Here is a 24,812-nt window from a genome sequence, read left to right on the forward strand (position 1 = left end):
CCATGCCACCATCGTCGACGGCGGAAGCACCCCTGCGTGCCTCCTCCACCGCTGCCCGGCCCAGCGCATCAGCTGCCGAAAATACTACCGCATATACCCTGCCAGACCTGGTTTGCTTTGCGCATTTGCATTGGGACTTTGTGTGGCAGCGCCCCCAGCATTTGTTTTCCCGTTTTGCCCAGCACGGGCGCGTGTTTTATATCGAAGATGCCTTTTACCACAGCGACAACCTGGTTGAGCCGCACATCGAGATAAAAGAGCGGGACAACAATGTGAAGGTGGTGGTGGTGCACCTGCCCCAGCGCCTGCGCGACGATGAAACGGCCAGTGAGCAAGCGCAAGCCGAAATCCTAAGCCAATACTTTACCGAGCAACAGATTACGAAATACGTTTCCTGGTACTATACGCCCATGGCGATAGGCAAGTCGCGGCATTTCACGCCGGTGCTCACCGTGTACGACTGCATGGACGAGCTGGCCAACTTCAAGTTTGCCCACCCCGAGCTGAAAAAGCGCGAGCAGGAGTTGTTCCAGAAAGCCGACCTCGTGTTCACGGGCGGCCAAACGCTGTACGAAGCGAAGCGCGAGCAACATGCCGACGCCCACGCCTTCCCCAGCAGCATCGACAAGGACCACTTCGGTCAGGCCCGTGGCCCGCTGGCCGAACCCGCCGACCAAGCTTCCATTGCGCACCCGCGTGTTGGTTTCTTTGGGGTGGTCGACGAGCGCCTCGACATCGAGCTGCTGCGCGAATTATCGCAGAACCACCCGGAATGGCAATTCGTCATTATTGGGCCTGTGGTCAAGATTGACCCCGCTATTTTGCCCCGTACCGCCAACGTGCATTACCTCGGCGGTAAGGACTACAAGGAACTTCCCGCCTATTTAAAGGGTTGGGATGTAGCAACATTGCTATTCGCCGATAACGAAAGCACCAAGTTCATTTCGCCGACCAAAACCCCGGAATACCTGTCGGCCGGCAACCCCGTAGTAAGCACACCGATTCGCGATGTGGTGCGCCCCTACGGCGACCTGAACCTGGTGCAGATTGCTGACAACGCCAACGATTTTGGCGCAGCCATCGAGAAGGCCCTTACCCAGCGCGACGACGCCGACTGGCGCCAGCGCACCGACGACTACCTGGCCACCATCTCCTGGGACCAAACCTGGCAGGGCATGGTCGACCTGATGCAGCAGCGCCTCGCTGCGAAAACTCCCGACGCGGCCCCCGCCGCAAGCAACCAACCGGCCGATGGCACGTCCGAGGGCAGCCCCTCGGCTTCGGCTCTGCGCAATTAGCCCAACTTATTTAGTCCCTTCTACACTCCCATACTCCTACGCACCATGTTCGATTACCTCATCGTTGGGGCCGGTTTTGCCGGCAGCGTGCTAGCCGAGCGGCTGGCCACCCGCAGCAATAAGAAGGTCCTTGTTATCGATAAGCGCAACCACATTGCTGGTAATGCCTACGACCACTATAACGAAGACGGCATTCTGGTGCACAAGTATGGCCCGCACATCTTCCATACCAACTCGAAGGATGTATTTGACTACCTCGGCAATTTCACCGACTGGCGCCCCTATGAGCACCATGTGTTGGCTTCTGTCGACGGCCAGATGGTGCCCATGCCCATCAACCTCGATACCATCAACAAACTTTACGGCCTGAACCTGACCAGCTTCGAAGTGGAGCAGTTCTTCGAGTCGGTAGCCGAGAAGGTAGACGTCGTCAAAACGTCGGAAGATGTGGTGGTGAGCAAAGTCGGCCGCGAGCTTTACAACAAGTTCTTCAAGAACTACACCAACAAGCAGTGGGGCCTCGACCCTTCGCAGCTCGACAAATCGGTGACCAGCCGCGTGCCCACCCGCACCAACCGCGACGGCCGCTACTTCACCGACACCTACCAGGCCATGCCCCTGCACGGCTACACCCGGATGTTTGAGAAGATGCTCGACCACCCGAACATCAAGGTGATGCTCAACACCGACTACCACGAGGTAATGGACTTCATTCCCTTCAAGGAGATGATTTTCACTGGCCCGGTTGACGAGTATTTCGACTTCAAATTTGGCAAGCTGCCCTACCGTTCGCTCGAGTTCAAGCACGAAACGCTGAGCAAAGAGAAGCACCTGGCCGCGCCCGTGGTGAACTACCCCAACGAGCACCCCTACACCCGCATCACGGAGTTCAAGGCCCTCACCGGCCAGGACCACCCCAAAACGGCCATCGTGTACGAGTACCCCCAAGCCGAGGGCGACCCGTACTACCCCATTCCGATGCCGGAAAACGCCGAGCTGTACAACAAGTACAAGAAACTGGCCGATGAGACGCCCAACGTGCATTTCGTAGGCCGCCTCGCTACTTACAAGTACTACAACATGGACCAGGTAGTGGCTCAGGCGCTCACGCTTTACAAGAAGCTGACGGAGCGCGAGAATGCGGCCAAGCCCGCCCGTCCGGCCATTTCGGGCAGCACGTCGTTGGTTGAAAAACTGGTGAGCCGTTCCCCCAAGCAGGAGTAGTAAAAACTCCTCGCACAATCTCAGACTGCCACCTCACGCGCAAGCATTGGGGTGGCAGTTTGATTTAAGTCCGGACCAAGCTGAGCGTTGGCCGGGCAATTATCCTCCCTACATATTCTTTCAAATGAATCCATTAGAAATCTGGGGTGGCATTGAATGCAGTCAATGCCGCGTCGGGGAAGGCTACTATAACCAGCTCTCCCGCAACGGACACTGGGAGCGAATCAGCGACCTCGACGCCATTGCCGACCTTGGCATCAAAACCTTGCGTTATCCACTGCTTTGGGAGCATACTGCCCCCGACAGCCCCGATGCCAGCGACTGGGCCTGGCCCGACGAACGCCTGCCGCGGCTGCGTGAGTTGGGCATCAATCCCATTATTGGCCTGACGCACCACGGCAGCGGCCCCCGCTACACGGCCCTGCACGAAGACAACTTCGCCCCCGGCCTGGCCCGACATGCGGCCAACGTGGCCGCACGCTACCCTTGGCTCACCCACTTCACCCCCGTGAATGAGCCGCTGACCACTGCCCGCTTCAGTTGCCTCTATGGGCACTGGTACCCGCACACCACTTGTCACCGCACCTTCGTGCGGGCCCTGCTCAACCAGCTGGAGGCCACGCGGCTTTCGATGAAGGCCATCCGCGAAATCATCCCGCACGCCAAGCTGGTGCAAACCGAAGACTTGGGCCAGGCGCACAGCACGCCCGCGCTGCGCGCCCGGGCTGAGTTTGAAAACCACCGCCGCTGGCTCAGTCTCGACCTGCTGTGCGGCCGCGTGACAGCTGCGCATCCGCTGTGGGGCTACCTCACGGAGCACGGTGCAACCGAAGCCGAGCTGCAGAGCTGGGTCGACAATCCTTGCCCGCCCTGCGTGTTGGGCATTAATCATTACCTCAGCAGCGAGCGGTTTCTGGACGAGGCCATGGAACACTACCCCGCGCGCACCGTCACTGTCAACGACGGCCTGACCTACTCCGACACCGAAGCCATCAACGTGGGCGGGGTAGAAACAGTGGGCATCGCCAACCTGCTGCTGCAAACCTGGCAGCGCTACCGCCTGCCCATCGCCGTGACCGAAGCCCACCTCAACGGCACCCGCGACGAGCAAGTGCGCTGGCTGCACCACGTGTGGGAGGCGGCGCAGGAAGCCCGCCAGCTTGGTGCCGATGTGTGCGCTGTCACGGTCTGGTCGATACTGGGCAGCTATGACTGGAATAAGCTCCTGACCTGCAATGTGGGCTATTACGAGCCCGGCCCCTTTGACGTGCGCAGCGGCCAGCTCCGGCCCACGCTGCTGGCCAAGCTGGTGCGCACGCTGGCGCAAGGCAAAAGATTCCGCCATCCGGTGATGCAAACTCCCGGCTGGTGGCTGCGGCCCCAACGCGTGCTCTACCGCCCGCACTTGGCCGAAACCAGGAGCATGTACGAAGAAAATCAGCGCAATCAGGCCGAGTCCTCACTACATAAACTAGACCATGCAGCTTAAGCCTGATAGCGGAACCCAGCCGGTGCCCCTGCTCATTGCGGGGGCACACGGCACGCTGGGCCAGGCCCTGAGCCGCCTGTGTGGCGTGCGTGGCCTGCCCGCCGTAGCCCTGAGCCGCGCCGACATGGACATTGCCGACCCGGAATCTGTAGCCAGAGCCCTTGACAAATACCGCCCCTGGGCCGTGGTGAACGCGGCCGGTTACGTGCGCGTCGACGAGGCGGAAACGGACGAGGAACGGTGCTTTCGCGAAAACGCCACCGGCCCGGCCGTCCTCGCCGCAGCCTGTGCCGAACGCGAGTTACCATTTCTGACCTTCTCTTCGGATTTGGTGTTTGATGGGCAGCAGGACGAGCCCTACACCGAGTCGTCGGTGCCCAACCCGCTCAACGTGTACGGCCGCAGCAAGCTGGCCGGCGAGCAAGCCGTGCTGGCAGCGTACCCGGCGGCGCTGGTGGTTCGCGCCAGCGCGTTCTTCAGTGCCTGGGACAAGTTCAACTTTGTGCATTTTGTCCTCGAAGCGGCCCGCCACAACCAGCCCTTCGAGGCAGCTGACGACGTACGCATCTCGCCAAGCTACGTGCCCGATTTGGTTAACGGCGCGCTCGACCTGCTGCTCGACGAGGCCAGCGGCATCTGGCACCTGGCCAACCTTGGTGCCTGCACCTGGGCCGAGCTAGCTCACATGGCCGCCCGCAAGGCGGGGTTCTCAGAAGAATTCATTATTGCGCGTCCCACCGCCGAGCTAGGATTGCCGGCGCTACGGCCCCGCCAAAGCGTGTTAATGAGTGAGAAAGGCATGATACAGCCCAGTATTGATGATGCCTTGGAACGGTGCCTGGCTGAGCTAGGCATAGCAGTAGTACCAGTATCAGTTTAGCCAAAAGCTCCAATGTGCTCGTATTGAAGATAACCGCATGATTTAAAGCCCCGCCCCAGCTGGATGCTGGGCGGGGCATTTGTTCCACCGACTACCAACGCTATGAACCAACTAGATATCTGGGGCGGCATCGAATGCAGCCACTGCCGCGTGGGGGATACATATTCTGACCAACTCACCCGTAACGGCCATTGGCATCGCCTAGATGACCTGGACGCACTGGCCGACCTCGGCCTGAAAACCCTGCGCTACCCACTCCTTTGGGAGCATACCTGCCCCGATAATCCGGACACTTGCGACTGGGCCTGGCCCGACATCCGGCTGCCGCGCCTGCGCGAGCTTGGTATCAACCCCATTATCGGCCTGGTGCACCACGGCAGCGGCCCCCGCTACACCGCCCTGCACGAAGACAACTTTGCCACCGGCTTGGCCCAGCACGCGGCCAGAGTGGCCGAACGCTACCCCTGGCTCACGCACTTCACTCCCGTGAACGAGCCGCTGACCACCGCCCGCTTCAGCGCCCTCTACGGGCACTGGTACCCGCACACCGCCGACGACCGCACCTTCGTCCGCGCCCTGCTCAACCAGCTCGAAGCCACGCGGCTCTCCATGCAGGCCATCCGGGAAATCATCCCGCACGCCAAGCTGGTGCAAACCGAAGACCTGGCTCAAATTCACAGCACCCCGGCCATGCGTTACCAGGCCGACTTTGAAAATACCCGCCGTTGGCTCAGTTTTGATATTCTATGCGGTAAAGTTTCCCCTGCGCACGCTTTCTGGAAATACCTGCGCCAACACGGCGCCAGCGAAGCCGAACTCCAAAGCTGGGTCGACAACCCTTGCCCGCCCGATGTGATGGGCCTAAACTACTACCTCACCAGCGAGCGATTCCTCGACGAAGCCGCCGACAACTACTGGCCTTGCCACCGCGCCAGCAATCACCGCCAGCACTACGCCGACGTGGAAGCCGTGCGCGTGGGCACCCTGAAAATGGCCGGGGTGTGCAGCCTCCTCATGCAGGCTTGGCAGCGCTATAAGTTGCCCGTCAGCATCACCGAGGCCCACCTCAACTGCACCCGCGAGGAGCAGGTGCGCTGGCTGCACTATGTGTGGGACGAGGCCAACGCCGCCCGGGCTCAAGGCGCCGACGTACGCGCCGTCACGGTTTGGTCGCTGTTCGGCACCTTCGACTGGGACAGCCTGCTCACCCGCAACGTGGACAGCTACGAAACCGGCGTGTTCGACGTGCGCAGCGGGCAGCTTCGCCCCACCATGCTGGCCAAGCTGGTGCGCCACCTCGCCCACGGCCAGAAGTTCGAGCACCCCATAATGCAGAGCCTTGGCTGGTGGCAGCGCCCCAGCCGCGTGCAGTTCCAGCCCAGCACCGCGCCGGCTCAACCCCGCGTACTCAACGCCGTAAAAACACGCGAGAAGGCAACGTATGCCTCCCGCCACGACGAATCTGAAAACCTCGAATATGCGGCCTGATTTTGTGCCTGACCACGTCCCCGAGCGTGCCATTCGGCCCCTACTCATAGCCGGGGCCCACGGCACGCTCGGGCGAGCGGTGGAGCGCATCTGCCACACCCGGGGCCTGGTAACCGTGGCCCTGGGCCGGGCCGAGCTTGACGTAACCAGCCCCGTATCGGCAGAAAAAGTTTTGGATGCCGTGCGCCCCTGGGCCGTGGTGAACACCGCCGGCTACGTGCGCGTCGACGCCGCCGAAGCCGACGCTGGCTTGTGCTTTAGCGAAAACGCCACCGGCCCCTCGGTGCTGGCCACGGCCTGTGCCGCCCGCAACCTGCCCTTCCTCACCTTTTCTTCCGATTTGGTGTTCGATGGCGAGCAGGATGACCCCTACACCGAGTCATCAAAACCTAACCCGCTGAACGTGTACGGCCGCAGCAAGCTGGCCGCCGAGCAGCGCGTGCTGGCCGTGCACCCCCAGGCCTTAGTGGTGCGCACCAGTGCCTTTTTCAGCAGCTGGGACGAATATAATTTTGTGCATTTTGCCGTGCAGGCTGCCCGCCGCGGCGAGCAGTTCGAAGCAGCCGACGACGTGCGCATCTCGCCCACCTTCGTGCCCGATTTAGTAAATACTTCCCTGGACTTGCTGCTAGACGATGCCGCTGGCATTTGGCACGTCACTAACCACGGTTCCTGCACCTGGGCCGAGCTGGCTCGCATGGCCATTGAGCGCGCCGGGCTTTCGCCGGATTTGGTAGTGCCTCGCCCTATGGCTCACTTCGACCTGCCCGCTGCCCGCCCCCGTCAAAGCGTGCTGGTGAGTGAGAAAGGCATAGTGCTGCACACCCTGGAGCATGCCCTGGACCGTTGCGTGCGGGAAATGGAGCACCATCCGATAGGGGTTTAGCTGGTGGGATGGTAGATGTGAGCTTGCGTCTGTCATTGCGAGCGCAGCGCGGCAATCCGTCCTAGTCTCAGCGACCAGCCTAATAATGTGAAAAGCCCCGGTTCTGCTTTCATTTGGGGCTTTTCGCATAAAAAAGCTTTGTCATACCCCAAGGCTTTTCACCTTGAGAGGACGGATTGCCGCGCTGCGCTCGCAATGAAAAATAGCGCCGTCAGGTTCCCCTCTCTGCGGGGAGGGGTCGTGCCCGGTAGGGCTAGGGGTGAGGTTGGACGGCCGTGCGAACCACAACGCCAACTACACTGTTACACCTTTTGCGCTTCTGCCAAGGTGTCGTAAAATTTGTTTTGGGACGGTTTTAGCGGAAGGCTCCGTAAATTTGGGGTGCGCCCCGGCGCTATTCGCTAAACTACTTCCTGATGTTTGAATTCCTAGGCAAGACCGTCGCCAAAATATTTGGCTCCAAGTCGGAGCGCGATTTGAAAGATATCGTGCCCTACGTGGCGCTGATTAATGCCGAATATGCCAAACTGGCCGGCCTGACCGACGACCAGCTCCGCGAGCAGACGCAAAATGTCCGTGCGCGCATTGATGAGCGCCTTGCGGGCCTCGATGGCCAGATTGCCGGCTTGCATCAGCAAATTGAGAACCAGCCCCAGCTCGACGTAGCTCAGAAAGAGGTGCTGTTCGAGCAGATTGACGCGCTGGAAAAGCAGCGCAACAAAGACCTTGAAGCCGTGCTGCTCGAGGTGCTGCCTCAAACCTTCGCCATCGTGAAGGAAACTGCCCGCCGCTACAAGGAAAACGGTCAGCTGGTAGTGACCGCCAACGACCGCGACCGCGAGTATGCCGCCACGCACGCTAACTGCGTCATCCAGGGCGACCAAGCCACCTGGAGCAACAAGTGGCTGGCCGCCGGCGCCGAAATCGTTTGGGACATGGTGCACTACGACGTGCAGCTAATCGGCGGCGTGGTACTGCACCAGGGTAAAATCGCCGAAATGGCGACCGGCGAAGGCAAAACGCTGGTTTCGACCCTGCCGTCGTTCCTGAATGCGTTGTCCAAACGCGGCGTGCACTTGGTAACCGTCAACGACTACCTGGCCAAGCGTGACTCCGAATGGAACGCGCCGCTGTTCGAGTTCCACGGTATCACCGTGGACTGCATCGATAAGCACCAGCCCAACACGCCCGAGCGCCGCAAAGCCTACCAGGCCGACATCACCTACGGCACCAACAACGAATTCGGCTTCGACTACCTGCGCGACAACATGGCGCGCGACCCCGAGGAACTGGTGCAGCGCAAGCACCACTACGCCATGGTCGACGAAGTGGACTCCGTGCTGATTGACGATGCGCGGACGCCGCTCATTATCTCCGGCCCGGTCCCCCGCGGCGACGTGCACGAGTTCTACCAGCTCAAGCCGCGCATCCAGCGCCTGGTCGATGAGCAGAAAAAAGTGGTGCAGAACTACCTCGTGCAGGCCCGCAAGCTCATCGCCGAAGGCAAAACCGGCGTTGAAGAAGGCGACAAAAACGGCGAAGGGGGCCTGATGCTGTTCCGCGCCCACCGCGGACTGCCCAAGAGCAAGCCGCTCATCAAGTTCTTGTCGGAGCCCGGTATCCGGGCGGTGCTGCAAGCCACCGAGAACCACTATCTGGCCGACAACTCGCGCCAGATGCCCAAAGCCGACGAGCCGCTGTTTTTCACCATCGACGAGAAGAACAACCAGATTGAGCTGACCGAAAAAGGCATTGACCTGATTACGGCCCAGGGCGAAGACCCCAAGCTGTTCATCATGCCCGACATCGGCATGGCGGTGGCCGACATTGAGAAAAACGCCACGCTTTCGGCCGAAGAGAAGCTGCATCAGAAGGAAAAGCTGATGAGCGACTACAACGAGAAGAGCGAGCGGGTGCACACCGTGAACCAGCTGCTGAAGGCCTACACACTGTTTGAGAAGGACGACCAGTACATCCTGACCGACGACGGCAAGGTGAAAATCGTGGACGAGCAGACCGGCCGCGTCATGGAAGGCCGCCGCTACTCCGACGGCCTGCACCAAGCCATCGAGGCCAAGGAAAACGTGCGCGTGGAAGACGCCACCCAGACCTACGCCACGGTGACGCTGCAGAACTACTTCCGCATGTACCACAAGCTGGCCGGAATGACCGGCACAGCCGAAACCGAAGCCGGCGAGTTCTGGGAAATCTACAAGCTCGACGTGGTGGTGATTCCCACCAACCGGGTGATTTCGCGCAAGGACTCCGACGACCAAGTGTACAAAACGGTGCGCGAGAAATACAACGCCGTGGCCCTGGAAATCCAGAAGCTGGTGGAAGCCGGCCGCCCCGTGCTGGTGGGCACCACGTCGGTGGAAATCTCCGAATTGATGTCGCGCATGCTGAAACTGCGCGGCATTCCGCACCAGGTACTGAACGCTAAGCAAAACCAGCGCGAGGCCGAAATTGTGGCCGCCGCTGGTTTCCCCGGCACCGTAACCATTGCCACCAACATGGCCGGCCGTGGTACCGACATCAAGCTGCGCGAAACGTCGAAAGAGTCGGGCGGTCTGGCCATTATTGGTACGGAGCGCCACGAATCACGCCGCGTCGACCGCCAGCTGCGGGGCCGTGCCGGCCGCCAGGGCGACCCGGGCACGTCGCAGTTCTTCGTGTCGCTTGAGGACAACCTGATGCGCCTGTTTGGCTCCGACCGGATTGCGAAGCTGATGGACCGCATGGGCATGGAAGAGGGCGAGGTGATTCAGCACTCGATGATTACCAACTCCATTGAGCGCGCCCAGAAGAAGGTAGAGGAAAACAACTTCGGCACGCGCAAGCGCCTGCTGGAGTACGACGACGTGATGAATGCCCAGCGCGAAGTGGTGTACAAGCGCCGCCGCAACGCCCTGCACGGCGACCGCATGGAAGTCGACATCCTCAACATGATTTACGACGTGAGCGAGGACATCGCCGCCGGTCACAAAATCACGGGCGATTTCGAGGACTTCAAGCTAGCCATCATCAAGGTATTCGGCTACGATACCTACCTCACCGCGCAGGAACTCAACAGCCTGCAGCTGCCGCAACTCACCCAGAAGCTCTACGAAGAAGCCCTCGGCTACTTCCAGAGCAAGAACGAGCACATCGCCACCAACGCCCTGCCGCTGGTGAACGACTTGCTGAACAACGGCTCGCCTTACGAGAACATCGCCGTGCCCTTCACCGACGGCAAGAAGCAGGTGCAAGCCATTGCCAACCTGAAGCGCGCCCAGGCCACCGGCGGCCACGACATCCTCCGTCAGATGGAGAAGGTGGTGGTGCTAAGCGTGATTGACACGGCCTGGACCCAGCACCTGCGCCAGATGGACGACCTCAAGCAGGTAGTGCAAAACGCGGTGTACGAGCAGAAGGACCCGCTGTTGGTATACAAGTTTGAGAGCTTCGAGCTATTCAAGCGCATGATTGGCAAGGTGAACGAGGAAACTACTTCCTTCCTGTTCCACGCCGATGTGCCCGTGCAGCAGAGCATGGTGGGTACCAACGAGGAACCCGACTACTACCTCGAAGACGAGGAGCCCCAGCCCCAACTCACCGTGGAGCACGAAAGCAACCTCGACTCCCTGGGCGCGGGCCCGGAGGACTTCGGCCCTGACTACCAGAACCCGCAGGTAGCAGAGAAGCAAGTGCCCGTGCGCAGCCAGAAAGTGGCCAACCGTAACGACAAAGTGAGCGTGCAGTACATGGACGGCCGCGTGGTACGCGACGTGAAGTACAAGACCGTGGAGCAGGACGTGCTGAGCAACCGCTGCGTGCTGGTGGACTAGCGTTGTTTTGTGACAAAAAAGAAGCGCCCCGACCAATTGGTCGGGGCGCTTCTTTTTTTATTGTGTGGCCAGCCAACCGCTAGCGCCGGGGTGGGCGGTACTCGTACGACTGGCTTTCGGCCAGCCACTCGCGGGCGTCTTCTTCGTTGTTGAAGAAATAGGGGTAAAACTCGTGCTGGGCCTGCTGGCGCAACAGGGTTTCGGTGCCGATGCTATCGATTTCGTCGCGGTGGCTTTCGCTGGCCACACAGGCCAGAAACACGGGCGAGCCGAGGACCATTACCACCTGCTCGGCCAGTAGCTCTTTTAGCCAGTCGAGGAGGGCAGAGGAAAATTCGTGCTGGGAGCGCATGTCGAGCAGCCAGAAACGGCAGCGGCTGTTTTGCAGGGCCGCGCTGAGCAGCTCTTGCTGCGGTGGGTGCAGGGTATGGTCGGGCACGTTGGTCAGCCAACGGCCCACCAGCAGGTTGGGGGCCACTTCGTAATCGAGGGAAAAAACTTCGGAGAAAACCGTGGGCATAAAGGTGGGGGCTGAGGCGGCTAAAGGTACGCCCGCTATATCGGCAATCAGCTTTCGCAGTAGAAGGGCAGCCCGAACCAGGGCATTACTCCGTGCATGCTGCATTCCCCGCTACCTTTGCCCTATGACCCTTGCCGCCCGAATAGACCACACCCAACTGCGCCCCGACTGTACCGAGGTACAAATCACCCAGCTTTGCGAGGAGGCCCTGGCCCACGGCTTTGCCAGCGTGTGCGTGCCCCCGTGCTACGTGGCCCTGGCGGCTGAGAAGCTAGCCGAAACCACCACCGGTATTTGCGCAGTAATTGGGTTTCCACTAGGGTACTCTTCTTCCAGCGTCAAGTTCAAAGAAGCCGAAGTGGCCCTTTACAACGGTGCCACCGAACTGGACATGGTCATCAATATCTCGGCTCTGAAATCGGGAAAAACGGAAGCTATTCAAGCCGAAATTCTGGACTTGGCTGACCTATGCCACGTGCACCAGGCGCTGCTCAAGGTCATCATTGAAACGGCGCTGCTTACGGAAGAGGAAATTGAGCTGGCCTGCCAGCTGTGCGTGGGCGGGGAAGCTGACTTTGTAAAGACGTCTACAGGCTTTGCCAGCCGCGGCGCCTCGGTCGAAGATGTGACGCTGATGCGCCGGGTGCTGCCCGACACCGTACGTATAAAGGCAGCCGGTGGCATCCGCACCCGCGAAGCTGCTCTGGCCCTGGTGGCCGCCGGTGCCGACCGCATCGGTTCTTCCAACAGTGTGGCCCTGATTAATGAAACCGATGAAACGACTGCTGCCTAAGATGCTATTGGCCCCCACGCTGCTGGCCCTGGCCGCCTGCGCCAGCACTGCCACGCAAACCCCGCGCGCCAGCACGCCGGCTGATACGACAAAAAAGCCCGCGGCTACCACTGCGGCCACGTCTTCGCCCACCATGCCGGCCGAGGACGTGACCAAGTACCGCCCCGTATTCGCTGCTCCCAAGGCAGCGCCAGTGTCTGCTGTTGCGCCCATCAAAACTGCGGTGGCGCCCACCAACCACGTGAATGCGCAGGTGGAGCAGCGCCTGCGCGACCAGGCCTACACCAACCAGAACGTGAAGTACACCCAGGGCTACCGCATTCTGGTGTACCTCGGGCTGGAGCGCGACCAGGTAATGGCCATTCGCCGCAACATCATCGGCCGCTACCCCGATGAGACCGATTACATCACGTTTAAGTCGCCGGTTTACCGGTTGTACATCGGCGACTACGTCACCAAACTGGACGCAGCCCGCGGCATGGCCCGGCTCCGGGGCCTCACCCCCAAGCTGGAGCTGGAGGCCACGCAAGTGTTGTTAAATAAGAACCCATAACCACAAAAAACTCCCCTCCTCAGTTGAGGAGGGGACGCTGACGCGAAGCGGCAGCTGGGGTGGTTGCACTCGTTGAACGATGGGCGAACGACTGCGTGAGGCTCGTTCAGCCATCGGTCAACGAGTGCAACCACCCCCGTCCGAGCCCTTGGCTCGAACATCCCCTCCTTAATAAGGAGGGGAGTTTATCGTTTAACGACTACTCCATGCTCGCCCTCATTCCCCAAATTCAGCGCCTCGCGGCCCAATACGCCGCCGACACGGTGGCCGTACGCCGCCACCTGCACGCCCACCCGGAGCTGTCGTTCGAGGAAACCAACACCGCCGCCTTCGTCACCGAGGAGCTGAAGAAGCTGGGCCTGCAGCCCCAGGCCATTGCCAACACGGGCGTGGTGGCCCTGATTGAAGGCCAGCCCGGCGGCCCCACTATCGCCCTGCGAGCTGACATGGACGCCCTGCCCATTCTGGAGGCGAATGACGTGCCGTACAAATCGACCAACCCCGGCGTGATGCACGCCTGCGGCCACGACGTGCACACGGCCTCGCTGCTGGGGGCGGCTCGCATTCTCAACGAGCTAAAAGGCGAATTCAAGGGCAGCATCAAGCTGATGTTCCAGCCAGGGGAGGAGCGGCTGCCCGGTGGTGCGTCGCTGATGATTAAAGAGGGCATCCTGGAAAATCCGGCTGTGTCCAATGTGCTCGGGCAGCACGTGTTTCCGCACCTGCCCGCGGGCAAAATTGGGGTGCGCGCCGGCCGCTACATGGCCAGCACCGACGAGCTCTACCTGACCGTGCGCGGCAAAGGCGGCCACGGCGCCATGCCCGAAATGAACCTCGACCCCGTGCTGGTGGCGGCCCACATCATCGTGGCTGCGCAGCAGATTGTGAGCCGTCGCTCCAGCCCCAAAATTCCGTCGGTGCTGAGCTTCGGCAAGGTCATCGCCAACGGCGCCACCAACGTTATTCCCAACGAAGTCTACATCGAAGGAACGTTCCGAACCCTGAACGAAGAATGGCGCGACGAAGCTCACCAGCACCTGCGCCGCCTTTGCGAGGGCCTGGCTGATAGCATGGGCGCGGTGTGCGAGCTGGAAATCCGCCGTGGCTACCCGTACCTCGAAAACGAGCCGCAGCTCACCGCCCGCGTCAAGGCGGCTGCACAGGAATACCTCGGCCCGGAAAACGTGGTGGAGCTGGACCAGTGGATGGCCGCCGAAGACTTCGCCTATTTCTCGCAGGCGGCGCCGGCGTGCTTTTACCGCCTGGGCACGCGCCACGAAGACGGCCGGTTTGCCTCCTCCGTGCACACGCCTACTTTCGACATCGACGAGCAGGCCTTGGCTACCGGCCCTGGTCTGATGGCCTGGCTGGCCATCAAAGAATTGCAGGGCTAGCGTTCCGTTACATTTGGTAGCTTTGGTTTTCTAATATCGACTCAATGCCGTCTATTTTTCGTTTGCTGCTGGCTGGTGCTGGTGTGTTGTTTGCCACTGCGGGCTCGGCTCAACGGCGTATCGTCATGGACCCATTGCTCGTGCCCGAAGCGCAGGCAGAGGTTGCCTTAGCCGGCAACGATTACCTGCTGGCTGGGGTGAACTTCACGTTCTTAACTCAAAGCCTTGGCAGCACCTACATTGGGGGGCAGCTGCGCTTAGGCTACGAACATTTCTGGAATGAGCGATGGAGCGGTGGGGCAACCCTGCGGGTTCTTCAGGGGGAAGATTTTGCCGGCTACGGTGACATCATCCGCCTGCCTGGTAACGTGACACCAGGCTTGTTGCTGCGTCATACCGGCAAAATAGGTTCGTTCACCTTTGGCCAGCGTCTGGGCGCAGAATACGCCATAACGTTCAATAACCCCGTCAATGGCCCCGACAGCCCTAATCGGAGCCGTGCTCTGGCTAGGCTGCGCTTTGACGTAGAGCGCCAGTTTTCGCTAAACGAAAAAGTTGCGCTTCGCCCGCGGGTCGCTTACGAGGCGGTTGCATTTCTGCGGCTGCAGCGCCCGGAAAACTCTCTTCAGGAACGGGTAGTGGATTTTGGAAGCCTTCGAGGCGAACTAGGCCTGCGCCTATCGCCCCGCTTCGACCTGACGCCGTGGGTAGCTTATCAAACTTCCTACATCAACACCTTGGCACAGTTTGACGCCAACGGCAAACAGACGGGCGGGGGCAAGCTCAACCTGATAGCACCCGTTATTGGTCTCGATGTCCGTTTCACGTTTCTGCGAGGCGGCGATTCTGCCGAGCGTAAGCAACTGCCTACCCAACACTAATAGTATAATTGCGACAAATTGACGGTAGCCGGTCTGCTAAGCAAACTGCTCTCATGTCCTGGAAATGACATTTTGATAGCAGGTGCTGTCATCTCTGCATTTATATGCTAGCTGAATAAAGACAAATTGTCGTTATTTGATATTGCAGCGGGATTGGTACAGAATTTAAGGAAGGAGAAGTGTGCCGCAGTGCGGTACAGCTTCACCAACAACCTTAAATCTTTATCATCACCATGGCAACTTTGCTGTATAACACCCGCCCTTCCCTGCGTCCCAGCCGCGCTTTGAGCATGATGCTTGCCGACATGCTCCGCGACCCCAAGGCGGCTCCCGCACAACCTACTCCCGCTTTCGCCCCCGCTACCGACGTTCTCGAAACGACCGAAGGCTTTGAGCTGCACCTGGCGCTGCCCGGTGTGAAGAAGGAAGCAGTTAACATTGAATTCCTCGACGGCCAGCTGGTGATTTCCGGCGACCGTCATAACCCAGCTGCTGCTGCCAAAGAAGCCGCTGCCACCGCTACCGAAGACAACGCCAACGACGAGAACAAGCCAGCCGTGGTAGCCCCCGAGGCTCCCGCTGCGCCCAAGTTCCGCCGCGTCGAAACCAACTACGGCAGCTTCACCCGCAGCTTCCGGCTGCCCGAGACGGTGAACGTGAAGGCCATCAGCGCCGAGCTGACCGACGGCATCCTGCGCCTCGTGCTGCCCTTCGACACCGAGAAGGTGACCAAGCAACACATCGAAATTCGCTAATTTTCTGAGTGGTTTAGCAAAAAAAGGCACCTCTCGGGGTGCCTTTTTTGCCGCCAGCTTTGTTACCATACCAAGCACCCCAACTGGCATTTTCTGCTAAAAGCAACCCAGAGGCACGAAATTGAATCCTTCCAGCGTTGCCCAAAATATTACTTGCTATCGACCGGTCGTTTTTTAAACCCGACTTGTTAAATTTAGGTACTTCAAATAACCAAACCACCTTTTTCCCTTACCCATGCAAGCAAAACAAATGATGCTCGGCCTGTTCGGTTCTGCCATCCTTGGTGGAGGCGTGGCCGTGGGGGGGTATAAGCTGTTGGAGCCGGCCCCTGTGGCCCCCCAGGCTGTAGCCGCCGACCCCCAGGTTCGTTATACTTCTGAGATGCGCCGCAGCACCTACGCCGTGCCCGAAGGCATGAACTTTGTAGCTGCCGCTGCGGCCGTGACCCCGGCCGTAGTGCACGTAATGACAGAATACGCTGCTCCCGCCGTTGACCAGCGCCGGATGCAGATGGACCCCTTCCTGCGTCAGTTCTTTGGCGACCAATTGGAGCAGTTTCACGGACAGTCGCCGCAACGCGAGGGGCGGGGCGGTGGCCAGGGCTCCGGCTCGGGCGTAATTATCGCTGCTAATGGCTACATCGTTACCAACAACCACGTCATCGACAAAGCCTCCAAGATTGAGGTGGTACTCGACGACAAGCGCAAGTTCGAAGCCGAGCTGGTGGGCGCTGACCCCAACACCGACCTAGCTGTGCTGAAAGTGAAGGCCGACAACCTGCCCTTCGTGAAGTACGGCAACTCCGATGACGTGAAAGTAGGGGAGTGGGTACTGGCCGTAGGCAACCCCTTCAACCTGAACTCGACCGTGACGGCGGGCATTATTTCGGCCAAAGGCCGGAACATTGACATCCTGCGCCGCAAGGACAACATGGGCATCGAGTCGTTCATTCAGACCGATGCCGTGGTAAACCCCGGCAACTCGGGCGGTGCCCTCGTGAACCTCAACGGCGACCTGATTGGCATCAACTCGGCCATCGCCTCGCACACCGGCTCGTTTGAAGGCTACGCTTTCGCTATCCCCAGCTCGCTGGCTAGCAAAGTGGTCGATGACCTGCTGAAGTACAAAGTGGTGCAGCGTGCCCTGCTTGGCGTACAGATTCAGGAAGTAGATGCAAAGCTGGCCTCGGAGAAGAAGCTGAACACCCTGAACGGCGTGTATGTGCAGGGCCTGAGTGAGAGCAGCGCGGCTGCTGTGGCTGGCCTGAAAACCGGCGACGTGATTACCAAAATCAATGGCGTGAACGTGAATACGTCATCGCAGCTGCAGGAGCAGGTAGCCCGTTTCCGTCCTGGCGACAAAATCAAGGTGACTTACCTGCGCGGCAACACGCCGAGCGAGGTGACCGCCGTGCTGCGCAACGCCACCGGTACCACCAGCGTGGTGCGCGAAGAGCCAGCTTCGGCCGCCATCAAGTATGAAGGCGCTACCCTAAGCCCAGTGCCGGCCCGCGAGCAGGCCAAGCTAGGCCTGGAAGGCGGCGCTAAAATCAGCGGCATCAAGGGCAGCAACTTCCGCGAGACGGGCATGGCCGACGGCTTCATTATTACCCGCATCGACAAAAACGAAGTGACCAAGCCGGCCGACGTAAAGCGCTATCTCGACCAAGCCCGTGAGAAATCCGGCGCCTTGGTGGAAGGCCTATACCCCGACGGTCGCAAGGCGTACTACCCCATCGGTCAGGAGTAAGCGAATCTGCTGACTGCTGAAAAAAGAAGCCCCTGCCAGTTATTGGCGGGGGCTTCTTTTTTGGCCCTTGGCAACTGGCAATCCGGGTTGGCTAAGCTGGCGCGCTAGCCGCTTTTTGGCCTGTTTTCTAGGCAAATAGTGCCCCCATAGCGCTGCTATGCCTTAACTCTCTTTTAAAGCTACCGTATAGCTTGGTATTATCATAGACTCATCCCCCCATCTGTGTCGACATTCTCAACCGACGCCTTTTCGTTAGAATATCGTCCCGACCTTGGGATTCTTATCGGCCGTTGGCTGCAAGCCCTGCCGCCGCCCGCGCTGCAGGGCACTTACCAGGCCATGCTGTCGGCGGCCCGCAAGAACGACAACTGCCGCTTCTGGCTGCTGGACTTGCGCCGACGCCCCCTGGCCGGGCCCGACCTGAACGAGTGGTTCCGGGACCAGTTTTCGCCGCAGGTGGCAGCTGCATTGGAAGGCCCGCTTTTCACCGCTTACCTAGCCGGCCCGCACCAGCGCCTGGCCGCCGAAAGCGCCGAAATGGAGCTGCACCTCCGCCACGCCGCCACCCTGGATTCTTATCCGCTGTTCTACGACGACGAAGCCGAGGCCATGAGCTGGCTGAAAGACCAGCAAGAACGGGCCGGCATAAAAGTGCGCGATAGCGCAACAACGCGCTAGCTGGCCCAGGGCAAAACCCAAATTGCCAACGACATAGTGGGGACACTACCGGCCCGCACCCCGCTTCGGGGGTGGCCGAGGGTTTCCGTAGCTTTGCGCAAGCAATATCCCACCGCATTCCCCCTCCCTTCCCATGAAGCAAGCTCTCGAAGAAGCCACGTCGGCTGCCGACGTAACCGTACCGTACCCGCACGAAGACCCCCACGGCATTCAGGACGTGCTGCGCCAGTTGGGCGTAGAAGCCGAAAACGCCGCCTACAGCACCGGCCGCAACTGGGGCGGCAGCGCCAATGCTGAGCGTCGTACCATCAACGCTCCCGCCGATGGCCGTCGCATTGCCAGCGTAGCCTTTGCCACCACTGAAGACTACGACACCGTGGTAAAAACTGCCCAGGAAGCCTTCAAAACCTGGAGCCTGGTGCCCGCCCCCAAGCGCGGCGAAATTGTGCGTCAGATTGGCAACAAGCTCCGGGAATATAAGGAGCCGCTGGGCAAGCTGGTGAGCGTCGAAATGGGCAAAATCCTGCAGGAAGGCCTCGGCGAAGTGCAGGAAATGATTGACATCTGCGACTTTGCGGTGGGCCTTTCGCGCCAGCTGCACGGCTTCACCATGCACTCAGAGCGCCCCGCGCACCGCATGTATGAGCAGTACCAGCCCCTGGGCCTGGTGGGCATCATCTCAGCCTTCAACTTCCCCGTGGCCGTGTGGAGCTGGAACGCCATGCTGGCCGCTGTGTGCGGCGACGTGAGCATCTGGAAGCCTTCCGAGAAAACGCCCCTTACGGCCGTGGCCGTGCAGCACATCATCCGCGACGTGCTGGTTGAGAACGACATCCCTGAGGGCGTATTCAGCACCATTATTGGCGGAGCCGACATTGGCGCCGCTATGGCCGCTGACCGCCGCGTGCCGCTGGTGTCGGCCACGGGCAGCACCCGCATGGGCCGCAAAGTAGGGGAGGTGGTAGGCGCCCGCCTGGGCCGTGCCCTGCTCGAGCTGGGTGGCAACAACGCCATCATCGTTACCAAAAACGCCGACCTCGACATTGCCATCCGCGCCATCGTGTTTGGAGCTGTGGGCACGGCTGGGCAGCGCTGCACCAGCACGCGCCGCGTCATTATTGAAGACAGCATTTTTGAGGAGGTGAAAACCCGCTTGCTGGCCATTTACCCCAAGTTGCCCATCGGCCACCCGCTGCAGGAGGGCACGCTGGTCGGCCCGCTGATTGATGGCGACGCCGTTAAGATGTTCAGCGAAGCGCTGACCAAGGTGCAGGCCGAAGGCGGCCAGCTGCTCACCGGCGGCGAGGTGCTGAGCAGTACCGAGTTGAACGGTGGCAACTACGTGCAGCCCGCCCTGGTAGAAGTAGAAAACCACTACCACACGGTGCAGGAAGAAACCTTCGCGCCCATTTTGTACCTCATTCGCTACAGCGGCGGCGTGGAGAATGCCATTGCGCTGCAGAATGACGTGCGCCAGGGCCTATCGAGCAGCATTTTCACCCTGAACATGCGCGAGGCTGAAGCCTTCCTGGCCGCTAACGGTTCCGACTGTGGCATTGCCAACGTGAACATTGGCACAAGCGGCGCCGAAATCGGCGGCGCGTTTGGCGGTGAAAAAGAAACCGGCGGCGGCCGCGAGTCCGGCTCCGACGCCTGGAAAATCTACATGCGCCGTCAGACCAATACCATTAACTACTCCACAGAATTGCCGCTGGCGCAGGGGATAAAGTTCGACGTGTAAGTCTTGATTAAAGTACACAGAAAAGCCTCGCCAACATGTTGGCGGGGCTTTTCTGTTGTGTGCCTATAGACTAATAGTAGCGTACATCACCATGACCCTTGAATACTAGACCACTGGCGTCGGACACTACATAATAGAGCCGGTAATGCTCGTTGGGACTTAAGCCAGATTTGGGGAAATCAAAAATATAAGTTGTATTCAATGGGGTAACGACTGGTCCTAGTCGCTCCATTACCTGGTACTTGCGGTTAACTAGTGCTGCCCGCATTGTATAGAGCGGAGGCACTACACCAGGATTAGTGCGAACCCATATTGTCCAAGCTGCTTGCCCCGGCGAGGGATTGGGGTAAGCAGAAGTTTCAAAACCTGAAGGTGCTTTCTGTGGGGCATTGAGGTCGAAAGCAACGTCGGAAAACAGGCCGCGCTCCTGCTTATTCCAGTTGCCGTCCGATGTCCAATCGGTAGGGTCGTTGGGACCATTGGGCAGGTTTTGAGCAGTGCGGTAGGTGATGCCTAGGCCCTCGCCGAAATCAACAATGGGGTTAGAATCGGACTTGCTGCAGGCCAGCAAAGAGAGTGATAAGAGGACGAGAAGTAGATAACGCAGCATGAAAATAAGAATTGAGGAATTTACTTGAACAAAGGTAGTTGGCAGCTAAATTTACCCACGTGCGCAACACCTGGCTAAGGTGCAACCCTCGCCCCGGCTGCGTAGTCCTTTACTTGCTTAAGCCGCTTAACTCCTACTTTCTGCATGGAAGCTCTTGCTACCTCCGCCTATGTTGACATCAACGCCCCGCTCGTGGAGCGTTGCCGCCTGAATGACCGCCAGGCCCAGGCCGAAATCTACCGACGCTACGCCAAGGCCATGTTCAACGCGGCCCTGCGTATCACCGGTGACTACGCCGAAGCCGAAGACGTGCTGCAGGAGTCGTTCCTGAGCGCCTTTCGGGAGCTGAGCGGCTACAAAGGCGACTCTTCGTTTGGGGCGTGGCTGAAACGCATCGTGGTCAACAAGAGTATAAATTGCTTGCGGCAGCGGCGGTTGGCGCTGGTGCCGCTGGGCGAGCAGCACCACGAGGAACCCGCTGACCTGAGCAGTGTTTCCTACGAGGACGAGGCCGATACCCACTACCGCGCCGACGTGTTGCGCCGCTGCATTCAGGAGCTGCCCGACGGCTACCGCGTGGTGCTGAGCCTGTACTTGCTGGAAGGCTACGACCACCTCGAAATCGCCAACATTCTGGGCATTTCTGAGTCTACCTCTAAATCCCAATACAGCCGGGCGCGGGTCCGGTTGCGTGAGTTGGCCGCCCAGCGCGGCCTGAGTTAATTATCTATTTTCTAACCCCGTTATCCACTTTTTCACTACCCTTCATCCTTTTTCGCCCGGTTGCGGTTATCCTATAGCCCCGCTACCTCTTTGAACTGGAAGAACTGTGCGTCTGCTCCCCATTCATGGACTCTAATAAGAACAATTCACTGGAAAACTTCGTCGAGCGGCACCGTGCCGATTTCGACACGCACGAGCCGCGCCCCGACCTGTGGGCCGCGCTTGAGCAGCAGTTGGCCGAACCTGTCGTCGTTGCTACGCCCTCCACGCCCGTGATGCGCCTGATGGGCGCTGCCGAAACCACTCCGCTGGCTGCTGCCGCGGAAGCCACTCCCGCTGTGCGTGGGGGCTGGCTGCAACGCTACGGCGTAGCTGCTGCCTTGGCACTGCTGGTGTTTGCCGCAGGGGCCAGCGAGGCCTGGAAATCGGGTCACAAAACCGAAGAGCTGGCTGTGGCGACCACCAGCCCCGCTGGAAACAGCAACCCCATCGAAGCCCCCGATGCTGCCCTGTACCTAGGCGGCGGCCCCATTGCGATGACCGCCGCCGACCGCTCGGCCGGTGCCGACAGCCAGCTGGTGCGCGCCGTGCGGGGCATGGAAGCCTACTACACCACCCAGCTGGCCCGCCGCCAGAGCGAGCTGCAAGAGCTCAGCGGCCCCGGCATGGCGGCCATGCGGGCCGACTGGAAACGTGAGCTGGTGGAGCTGGACTCGAGCTACCGCGAGCTGAAGCAAGACCTGCTGCACCACCCGCAGCCCGATGCCGTGCTCACCGCCATGAACCGCAACCTGCAGGTTCGCCTGGATATTCTGGACCAGCAGCTGCAGCTGGGTGCCGCTGCCGAAGCCGACCGCAACCCAAGCTCTTACGTGCTGGCCGACAGCAAGCACCGCGCCGAATGAAACCACTACTCCCTCGTATGATGTGGCAGGCCCTGGGCTTGGCCATGCTGGCCGTGGCCGGACTACTGCCTCCGCGGGAGGCTGTGGCCCAGAGCAGCCAGTGGGCCGTGCTCAGCCCCGGCATGAGCGTGCGGGTGATGGAAATACAGGCGTTTACCGCCGAGGAAATGACCTGTGGCGCCTCCCAAACCCCGCAGCAGCCGGACCAAGAAGTTTCGGTGCTACAGGCCGAGCAGCGCCGCCGCCTCACCCGCAGCTTCGATGTGCCCAAGGCAGGCCGGGCCTTTTCCCTGAACACGCGCTACGGCCGGGTGCAGGTAAACCCCTGGGGCAAGAGCGAGATTAAAGTAGAGGCCGAACTGGTGGCCCGCTCTGAAACCGATGCCGGTGCCCGGCAGGTGCTCGATGCCCTGGGCGTGCAATGGTTGGACTACGACGCCAAAACCGGCGGCGTGGCCGTGAGCACCCAGTTTGGGCCCTTGCTACGTGGCCGGGCCGGGGGCTGCCGCTACGAGGTGAACTACACCGTGTGGCTGCCCCGCACCACCGCCCTGAGCATTTACAATAACTTTGGCGAGGTGACCATCAGCGGCGCCATGAGCGGCAATACCGAGCTGGCCGTTGAATACGGCGCCCTGCGCACCGGCCGCCTCGAAGGGCCGCAAAACCTGGTGCGCATCGCCAACGGCAATTGCAGCATTCCCTACGTGGGCCGGGCCAGCATTGATGCCAGCTACGCCCGCCTGCGCCTCGACCAGGGCACGGCCGTCGACCTGCGAAACAACCATTCCGATATCGACATTGGCACGGTGCAGGACCTGACCATTCACAGCAAGTACGGCGACGTGGCCCTGGGCACAGTGCGTAACCTGCGCGGGTCGTCGGGCTACACGCGCTTCACCGTCGACAAGCTCGACCAGGCCCTGGACATGGCCCTGCGCTACTGCCCCGACTTTGTGGTGCGCGACATGGGCCCGAATTTCCAGCAGGTAAACCTCGACGGGGGCTTTAGCACCATCCGGCTGGGCTTTGCCGAGTCGCCCAGCTTCCGGTTCGACGTGAGCACTGAGCAAGGCCAGCTGCTCGTTGATAAAGACATGGTGCGCGTGCTCTCGCAGGAAAACGGCCCCCAGACCAGCGACGTGCTCGGCGTGTTTGGCGGCGTGGCCCCGGCCCGCAATGCGGGCAACGTCAACATTAAGGTGCGCTACGGCACTGTGCGGTTTAGCAAGTAGGTTTGCGGACGCCTGCGCCGCCACTGCCATTGTGGAAGTGCTGGCGCAGGCGCTCAAACTGCTTTCTCCGCATGAAAAATCTCCTATTGTTTCTGGCTGTGCTGGCCGTTGGCTGCGTTGGCTCCCGCAAGGCTGCCACGGTACCTACCGATTTCTTCGGTCGCCTGGGGGCGCTGTGCAATCAGACATACCGCGGCAAAGTCGTTTTTCCGGAGGGCGGAAAAGACCCCTTTGCTGGCCAGCAACTGCTGATGCGCGTGCAAAGCTGCTCCGACACCGAAATCCGGGTGCCATTTCAGGTTGGAGAGAATAAGTCCCGCACTTGGGTTTTCACCAAAAGCCCCCAGGGACTGCTTCTGAAACACGACCACCGCCATCCCGACGGCACCCCCGACTCGGTGACGATGTACGGCGGCTACGCCAAGGCCGGTGGCACAGCATTCCGCCAGGGCTTCCCGGCCGATGACTACACGGCCAAGCTGCTGCCCACTGCCGCCACCAATGAGTGGGAAACCGTGCTGAGCGAGGACCAGAAGACGTTTAGCTACATCCTGAAGCGGGCGGGCCAGCTGCGTTTCCAGGCCGACTTCGACCTGACCCAGCCGGTTGGTCAGTAAGTAACTTGCGGCGTGTTTCGATTCTTCCTGTTACTGCCGCTGCTTGGGCTACTTGCCGGCCCGGCCCGTGCTCAAGCCCCACCCGCCGTGCCCTCTGCCATGTCTTCGCCTCTGAAAACCTACGCCCTGCGTCTGCGGTCTGGCGATGACCTACGCCAGCAGCTCACTGCGTTCGTGAAGACCAACCACATCCAGGCCGGTGCCCTGCTCACGTGCGTGGGCAGCCTCACCGTGGCCACACTGCGGCTCGCCAACCAAGAGGGCCCCACAGTGTACCGCGGCCATTTTGAGATTGTGTCCTTGGTGGGCACGCTGTCTACTAACGGCTCGCACTTGCACCTGGCGGTTTCCGACAGCACGGGCCGTACCATTGGCGGGCACCTGCTCGACGGCTGCGTGGTGTACACCACGGCCGAAATCGTGCTCGGCGAACTGCCCGCCCTGGATTTTCGGCGCGAAGAGGACCCCACATTTGGCTATCAAGAATTGGTGGTGCACCCAGCACCGGCTGCCCCCAAGCAGCGCCCCGCCCGAAAAAAGTAGAAGACGCTGAACGTTACCTTCG

The 24,812-nt window shown here is 60.4% G+C and carries 22 protein-coding genes; 20 read left to right on the plus strand and 2 right to left on the minus strand.

What is annotated here, in order from left to right:
- The first annotated feature begins 2 nt into the window (after positions 1-2).
- From BMZ66_RS17340 to secA, 7 genes are all read left to right on the plus strand, one after another.
- On the plus strand, positions 3-1,298 hold the full coding sequence (locus tag BMZ66_RS17340) for a glycosyltransferase family 1 protein (protein ID WP_143080261.1): 1,296 nt from the start codon (positions 3-5) through the stop codon (positions 1,296-1,298).
- Positions 1,299-1,343: 45 nt separating this feature from the next.
- The gene (gene glf / locus BMZ66_RS17345; RefSeq protein WP_092676564.1) at positions 1,344-2,522 is read left to right on the plus strand and encodes a UDP-galactopyranose mutase; all 1,179 of its coding nucleotides are present in this window, start codon (positions 1,344-1,346) and stop codon (positions 2,520-2,522) included.
- 124 nt (positions 2,523-2,646) lie between these two features.
- Positions 2,647-4,011: a glycoside hydrolase family 1 protein gene (locus tag BMZ66_RS25835; protein ID WP_214607021.1), complete on the plus strand. Its 1,365-nt coding sequence runs from the start codon at positions 2,647-2,649 to the stop codon at positions 4,009-4,011.
- The gene (locus tag BMZ66_RS25840; protein ID WP_214607022.1) at positions 4,001-4,891 is read left to right on the plus strand and encodes an SDR family oxidoreductase; all 891 of its coding nucleotides are present in this window, start codon (positions 4,001-4,003) and stop codon (positions 4,889-4,891) included. The genes BMZ66_RS25835 and BMZ66_RS25840 overlap by 11 nt, the downstream gene beginning before the upstream one ends.
- Positions 4,892-4,993: 102 nt before the next feature.
- Entirely contained in the window at positions 4,994-6,379 is a 1,386-nt protein-coding gene (locus tag BMZ66_RS25845; RefSeq protein WP_234795139.1) for a family 1 glycosylhydrolase, read from the plus strand.
- On the plus strand, positions 6,369-7,265 hold the full coding sequence (locus BMZ66_RS25850; RefSeq protein ID WP_214607024.1) for an SDR family oxidoreductase: 897 nt from the start codon (positions 6,369-6,371) through the stop codon (positions 7,263-7,265). The genes BMZ66_RS25845 and BMZ66_RS25850 overlap by 11 nt, the downstream gene beginning before the upstream one ends.
- A 416-nt stretch (positions 7,266-7,681) precedes the next feature.
- Positions 7,682-11,092, plus strand: coding sequence for a preprotein translocase subunit SecA (secA, locus tag BMZ66_RS17360; RefSeq protein ID WP_092676567.1), 3,411 nt, complete (start codon positions 7,682-7,684; stop codon positions 11,090-11,092).
- Between the two features lie 79 nt (positions 11,093-11,171).
- On the opposite strand, the gene BMZ66_RS17365 is transcribed toward secA, so the two are convergent.
- The gene (locus BMZ66_RS17365) at positions 11,172-11,612 is read right to left on the minus strand and encodes a hypothetical protein (protein WP_092676570.1); all 441 of its coding nucleotides are present in this window, start codon (positions 11,610-11,612) and stop codon (positions 11,172-11,174) included.
- Between the two features lie 124 nt (positions 11,613-11,736).
- On the opposite strand from BMZ66_RS17365, the gene deoC reads away from it, so the two are divergent.
- From deoC to amaB, 8 genes are all read left to right on the plus strand, one after another.
- Positions 11,737-12,405: a deoxyribose-phosphate aldolase gene (gene deoC, locus BMZ66_RS17370; protein ID WP_092676573.1), complete on the plus strand. Its 669-nt coding sequence runs from the start codon at positions 11,737-11,739 to the stop codon at positions 12,403-12,405.
- Positions 12,386-12,958 (plus strand): sporulation protein, encoded by a 573-nt coding sequence (locus BMZ66_RS17375; RefSeq protein ID WP_143080262.1) that lies wholly within the window; start codon positions 12,386-12,388, stop codon positions 12,956-12,958. The genes deoC and BMZ66_RS17375 overlap by 20 nt, the downstream gene beginning before the upstream one ends.
- A 206-nt stretch (positions 12,959-13,164) precedes the next feature.
- Entirely contained in the window at positions 13,165-14,352 is a 1,188-nt protein-coding gene (locus tag BMZ66_RS17380; RefSeq protein WP_092676579.1) for a M20 metallopeptidase family protein, read from the plus strand.
- Between the two features lie 44 nt (positions 14,353-14,396).
- Positions 14,397-15,233, plus strand: coding sequence for a hypothetical protein (locus tag BMZ66_RS17385; RefSeq protein ID WP_143080263.1), 837 nt, complete (start codon positions 14,397-14,399; stop codon positions 15,231-15,233).
- A 233-nt stretch (positions 15,234-15,466) separates the two neighbouring features.
- A complete protein-coding gene (locus BMZ66_RS17390) occupies positions 15,467-15,988 on the plus strand; it encodes an Hsp20/alpha crystallin family protein (RefSeq protein ID WP_092676585.1) in 522 nt (173 codons plus the stop codon).
- Positions 15,989-16,223: 235 nt separating this feature from the next.
- Positions 16,224-17,738 (plus strand): S1C family serine protease, encoded by a 1,515-nt coding sequence (locus BMZ66_RS17395; RefSeq protein WP_234795140.1) that lies wholly within the window; start codon positions 16,224-16,226, stop codon positions 17,736-17,738.
- 222 nt (positions 17,739-17,960) lie between these two features.
- Complete coding sequence (locus BMZ66_RS17400; protein ID WP_092676588.1) at positions 17,961-18,416, plus strand: hypothetical protein; 456 nt, start codon at positions 17,961-17,963, stop codon at positions 18,414-18,416.
- A gap of 133 nt (positions 18,417-18,549) precedes the next feature.
- Positions 18,550-20,157, plus strand: coding sequence for an L-piperidine-6-carboxylate dehydrogenase (gene amaB / locus BMZ66_RS17405; protein ID WP_092676591.1), 1,608 nt, complete (start codon positions 18,550-18,552; stop codon positions 20,155-20,157).
- A gap of 70 nt (positions 20,158-20,227) precedes the next feature.
- Here amaB and BMZ66_RS25210 read toward each other — a convergent pair whose 3' ends face one another.
- A complete protein-coding gene (locus tag BMZ66_RS25210) occupies positions 20,228-20,767 on the minus strand; it encodes a hypothetical protein (protein ID WP_143080264.1) in 540 nt (179 codons plus the stop codon).
- A 144-nt stretch (positions 20,768-20,911) separates the two neighbouring features.
- Here BMZ66_RS25210 and BMZ66_RS17410 point away from each other — a divergent pair, with 144 nt between their 5' ends.
- From BMZ66_RS17410 to BMZ66_RS17430, 5 genes are all read left to right on the plus strand, one after another.
- Positions 20,912-21,490: an RNA polymerase sigma factor gene (locus BMZ66_RS17410; RefSeq protein WP_092676594.1), complete on the plus strand. Its 579-nt coding sequence runs from the start codon at positions 20,912-20,914 to the stop codon at positions 21,488-21,490.
- Between the two features lie 125 nt (positions 21,491-21,615).
- Complete coding sequence (locus BMZ66_RS17415; RefSeq protein ID WP_092676597.1) at positions 21,616-22,395, plus strand: hypothetical protein; 780 nt, start codon at positions 21,616-21,618, stop codon at positions 22,393-22,395.
- Positions 22,392-23,630: a hypothetical protein gene (locus tag BMZ66_RS17420; RefSeq protein WP_143080265.1), complete on the plus strand. Its 1,239-nt coding sequence runs from the start codon at positions 22,392-22,394 to the stop codon at positions 23,628-23,630. Before BMZ66_RS17415 ends, BMZ66_RS17420 begins: the two co-directional genes overlap by 4 nt.
- Positions 23,631-23,701: 71 nt before the next feature.
- A complete protein-coding gene (locus tag BMZ66_RS17425; protein WP_092676604.1) occupies positions 23,702-24,247 on the plus strand; it encodes a hypothetical protein in 546 nt (181 codons plus the stop codon).
- Between the two features lie 99 nt (positions 24,248-24,346).
- Positions 24,347-24,790: a PPC domain-containing DNA-binding protein gene (locus tag BMZ66_RS17430; RefSeq protein WP_092676607.1), complete on the plus strand. Its 444-nt coding sequence runs from the start codon at positions 24,347-24,349 to the stop codon at positions 24,788-24,790.
- The last annotated feature ends 22 nt before the right edge of the window (positions 24,791-24,812 follow it).

The organism is Hymenobacter arizonensis (assembly GCF_900115775.1).
GTDB lineage: Bacteria > Bacteroidota > Bacteroidia > Cytophagales > Hymenobacteraceae > Hymenobacter > Hymenobacter arizonensis.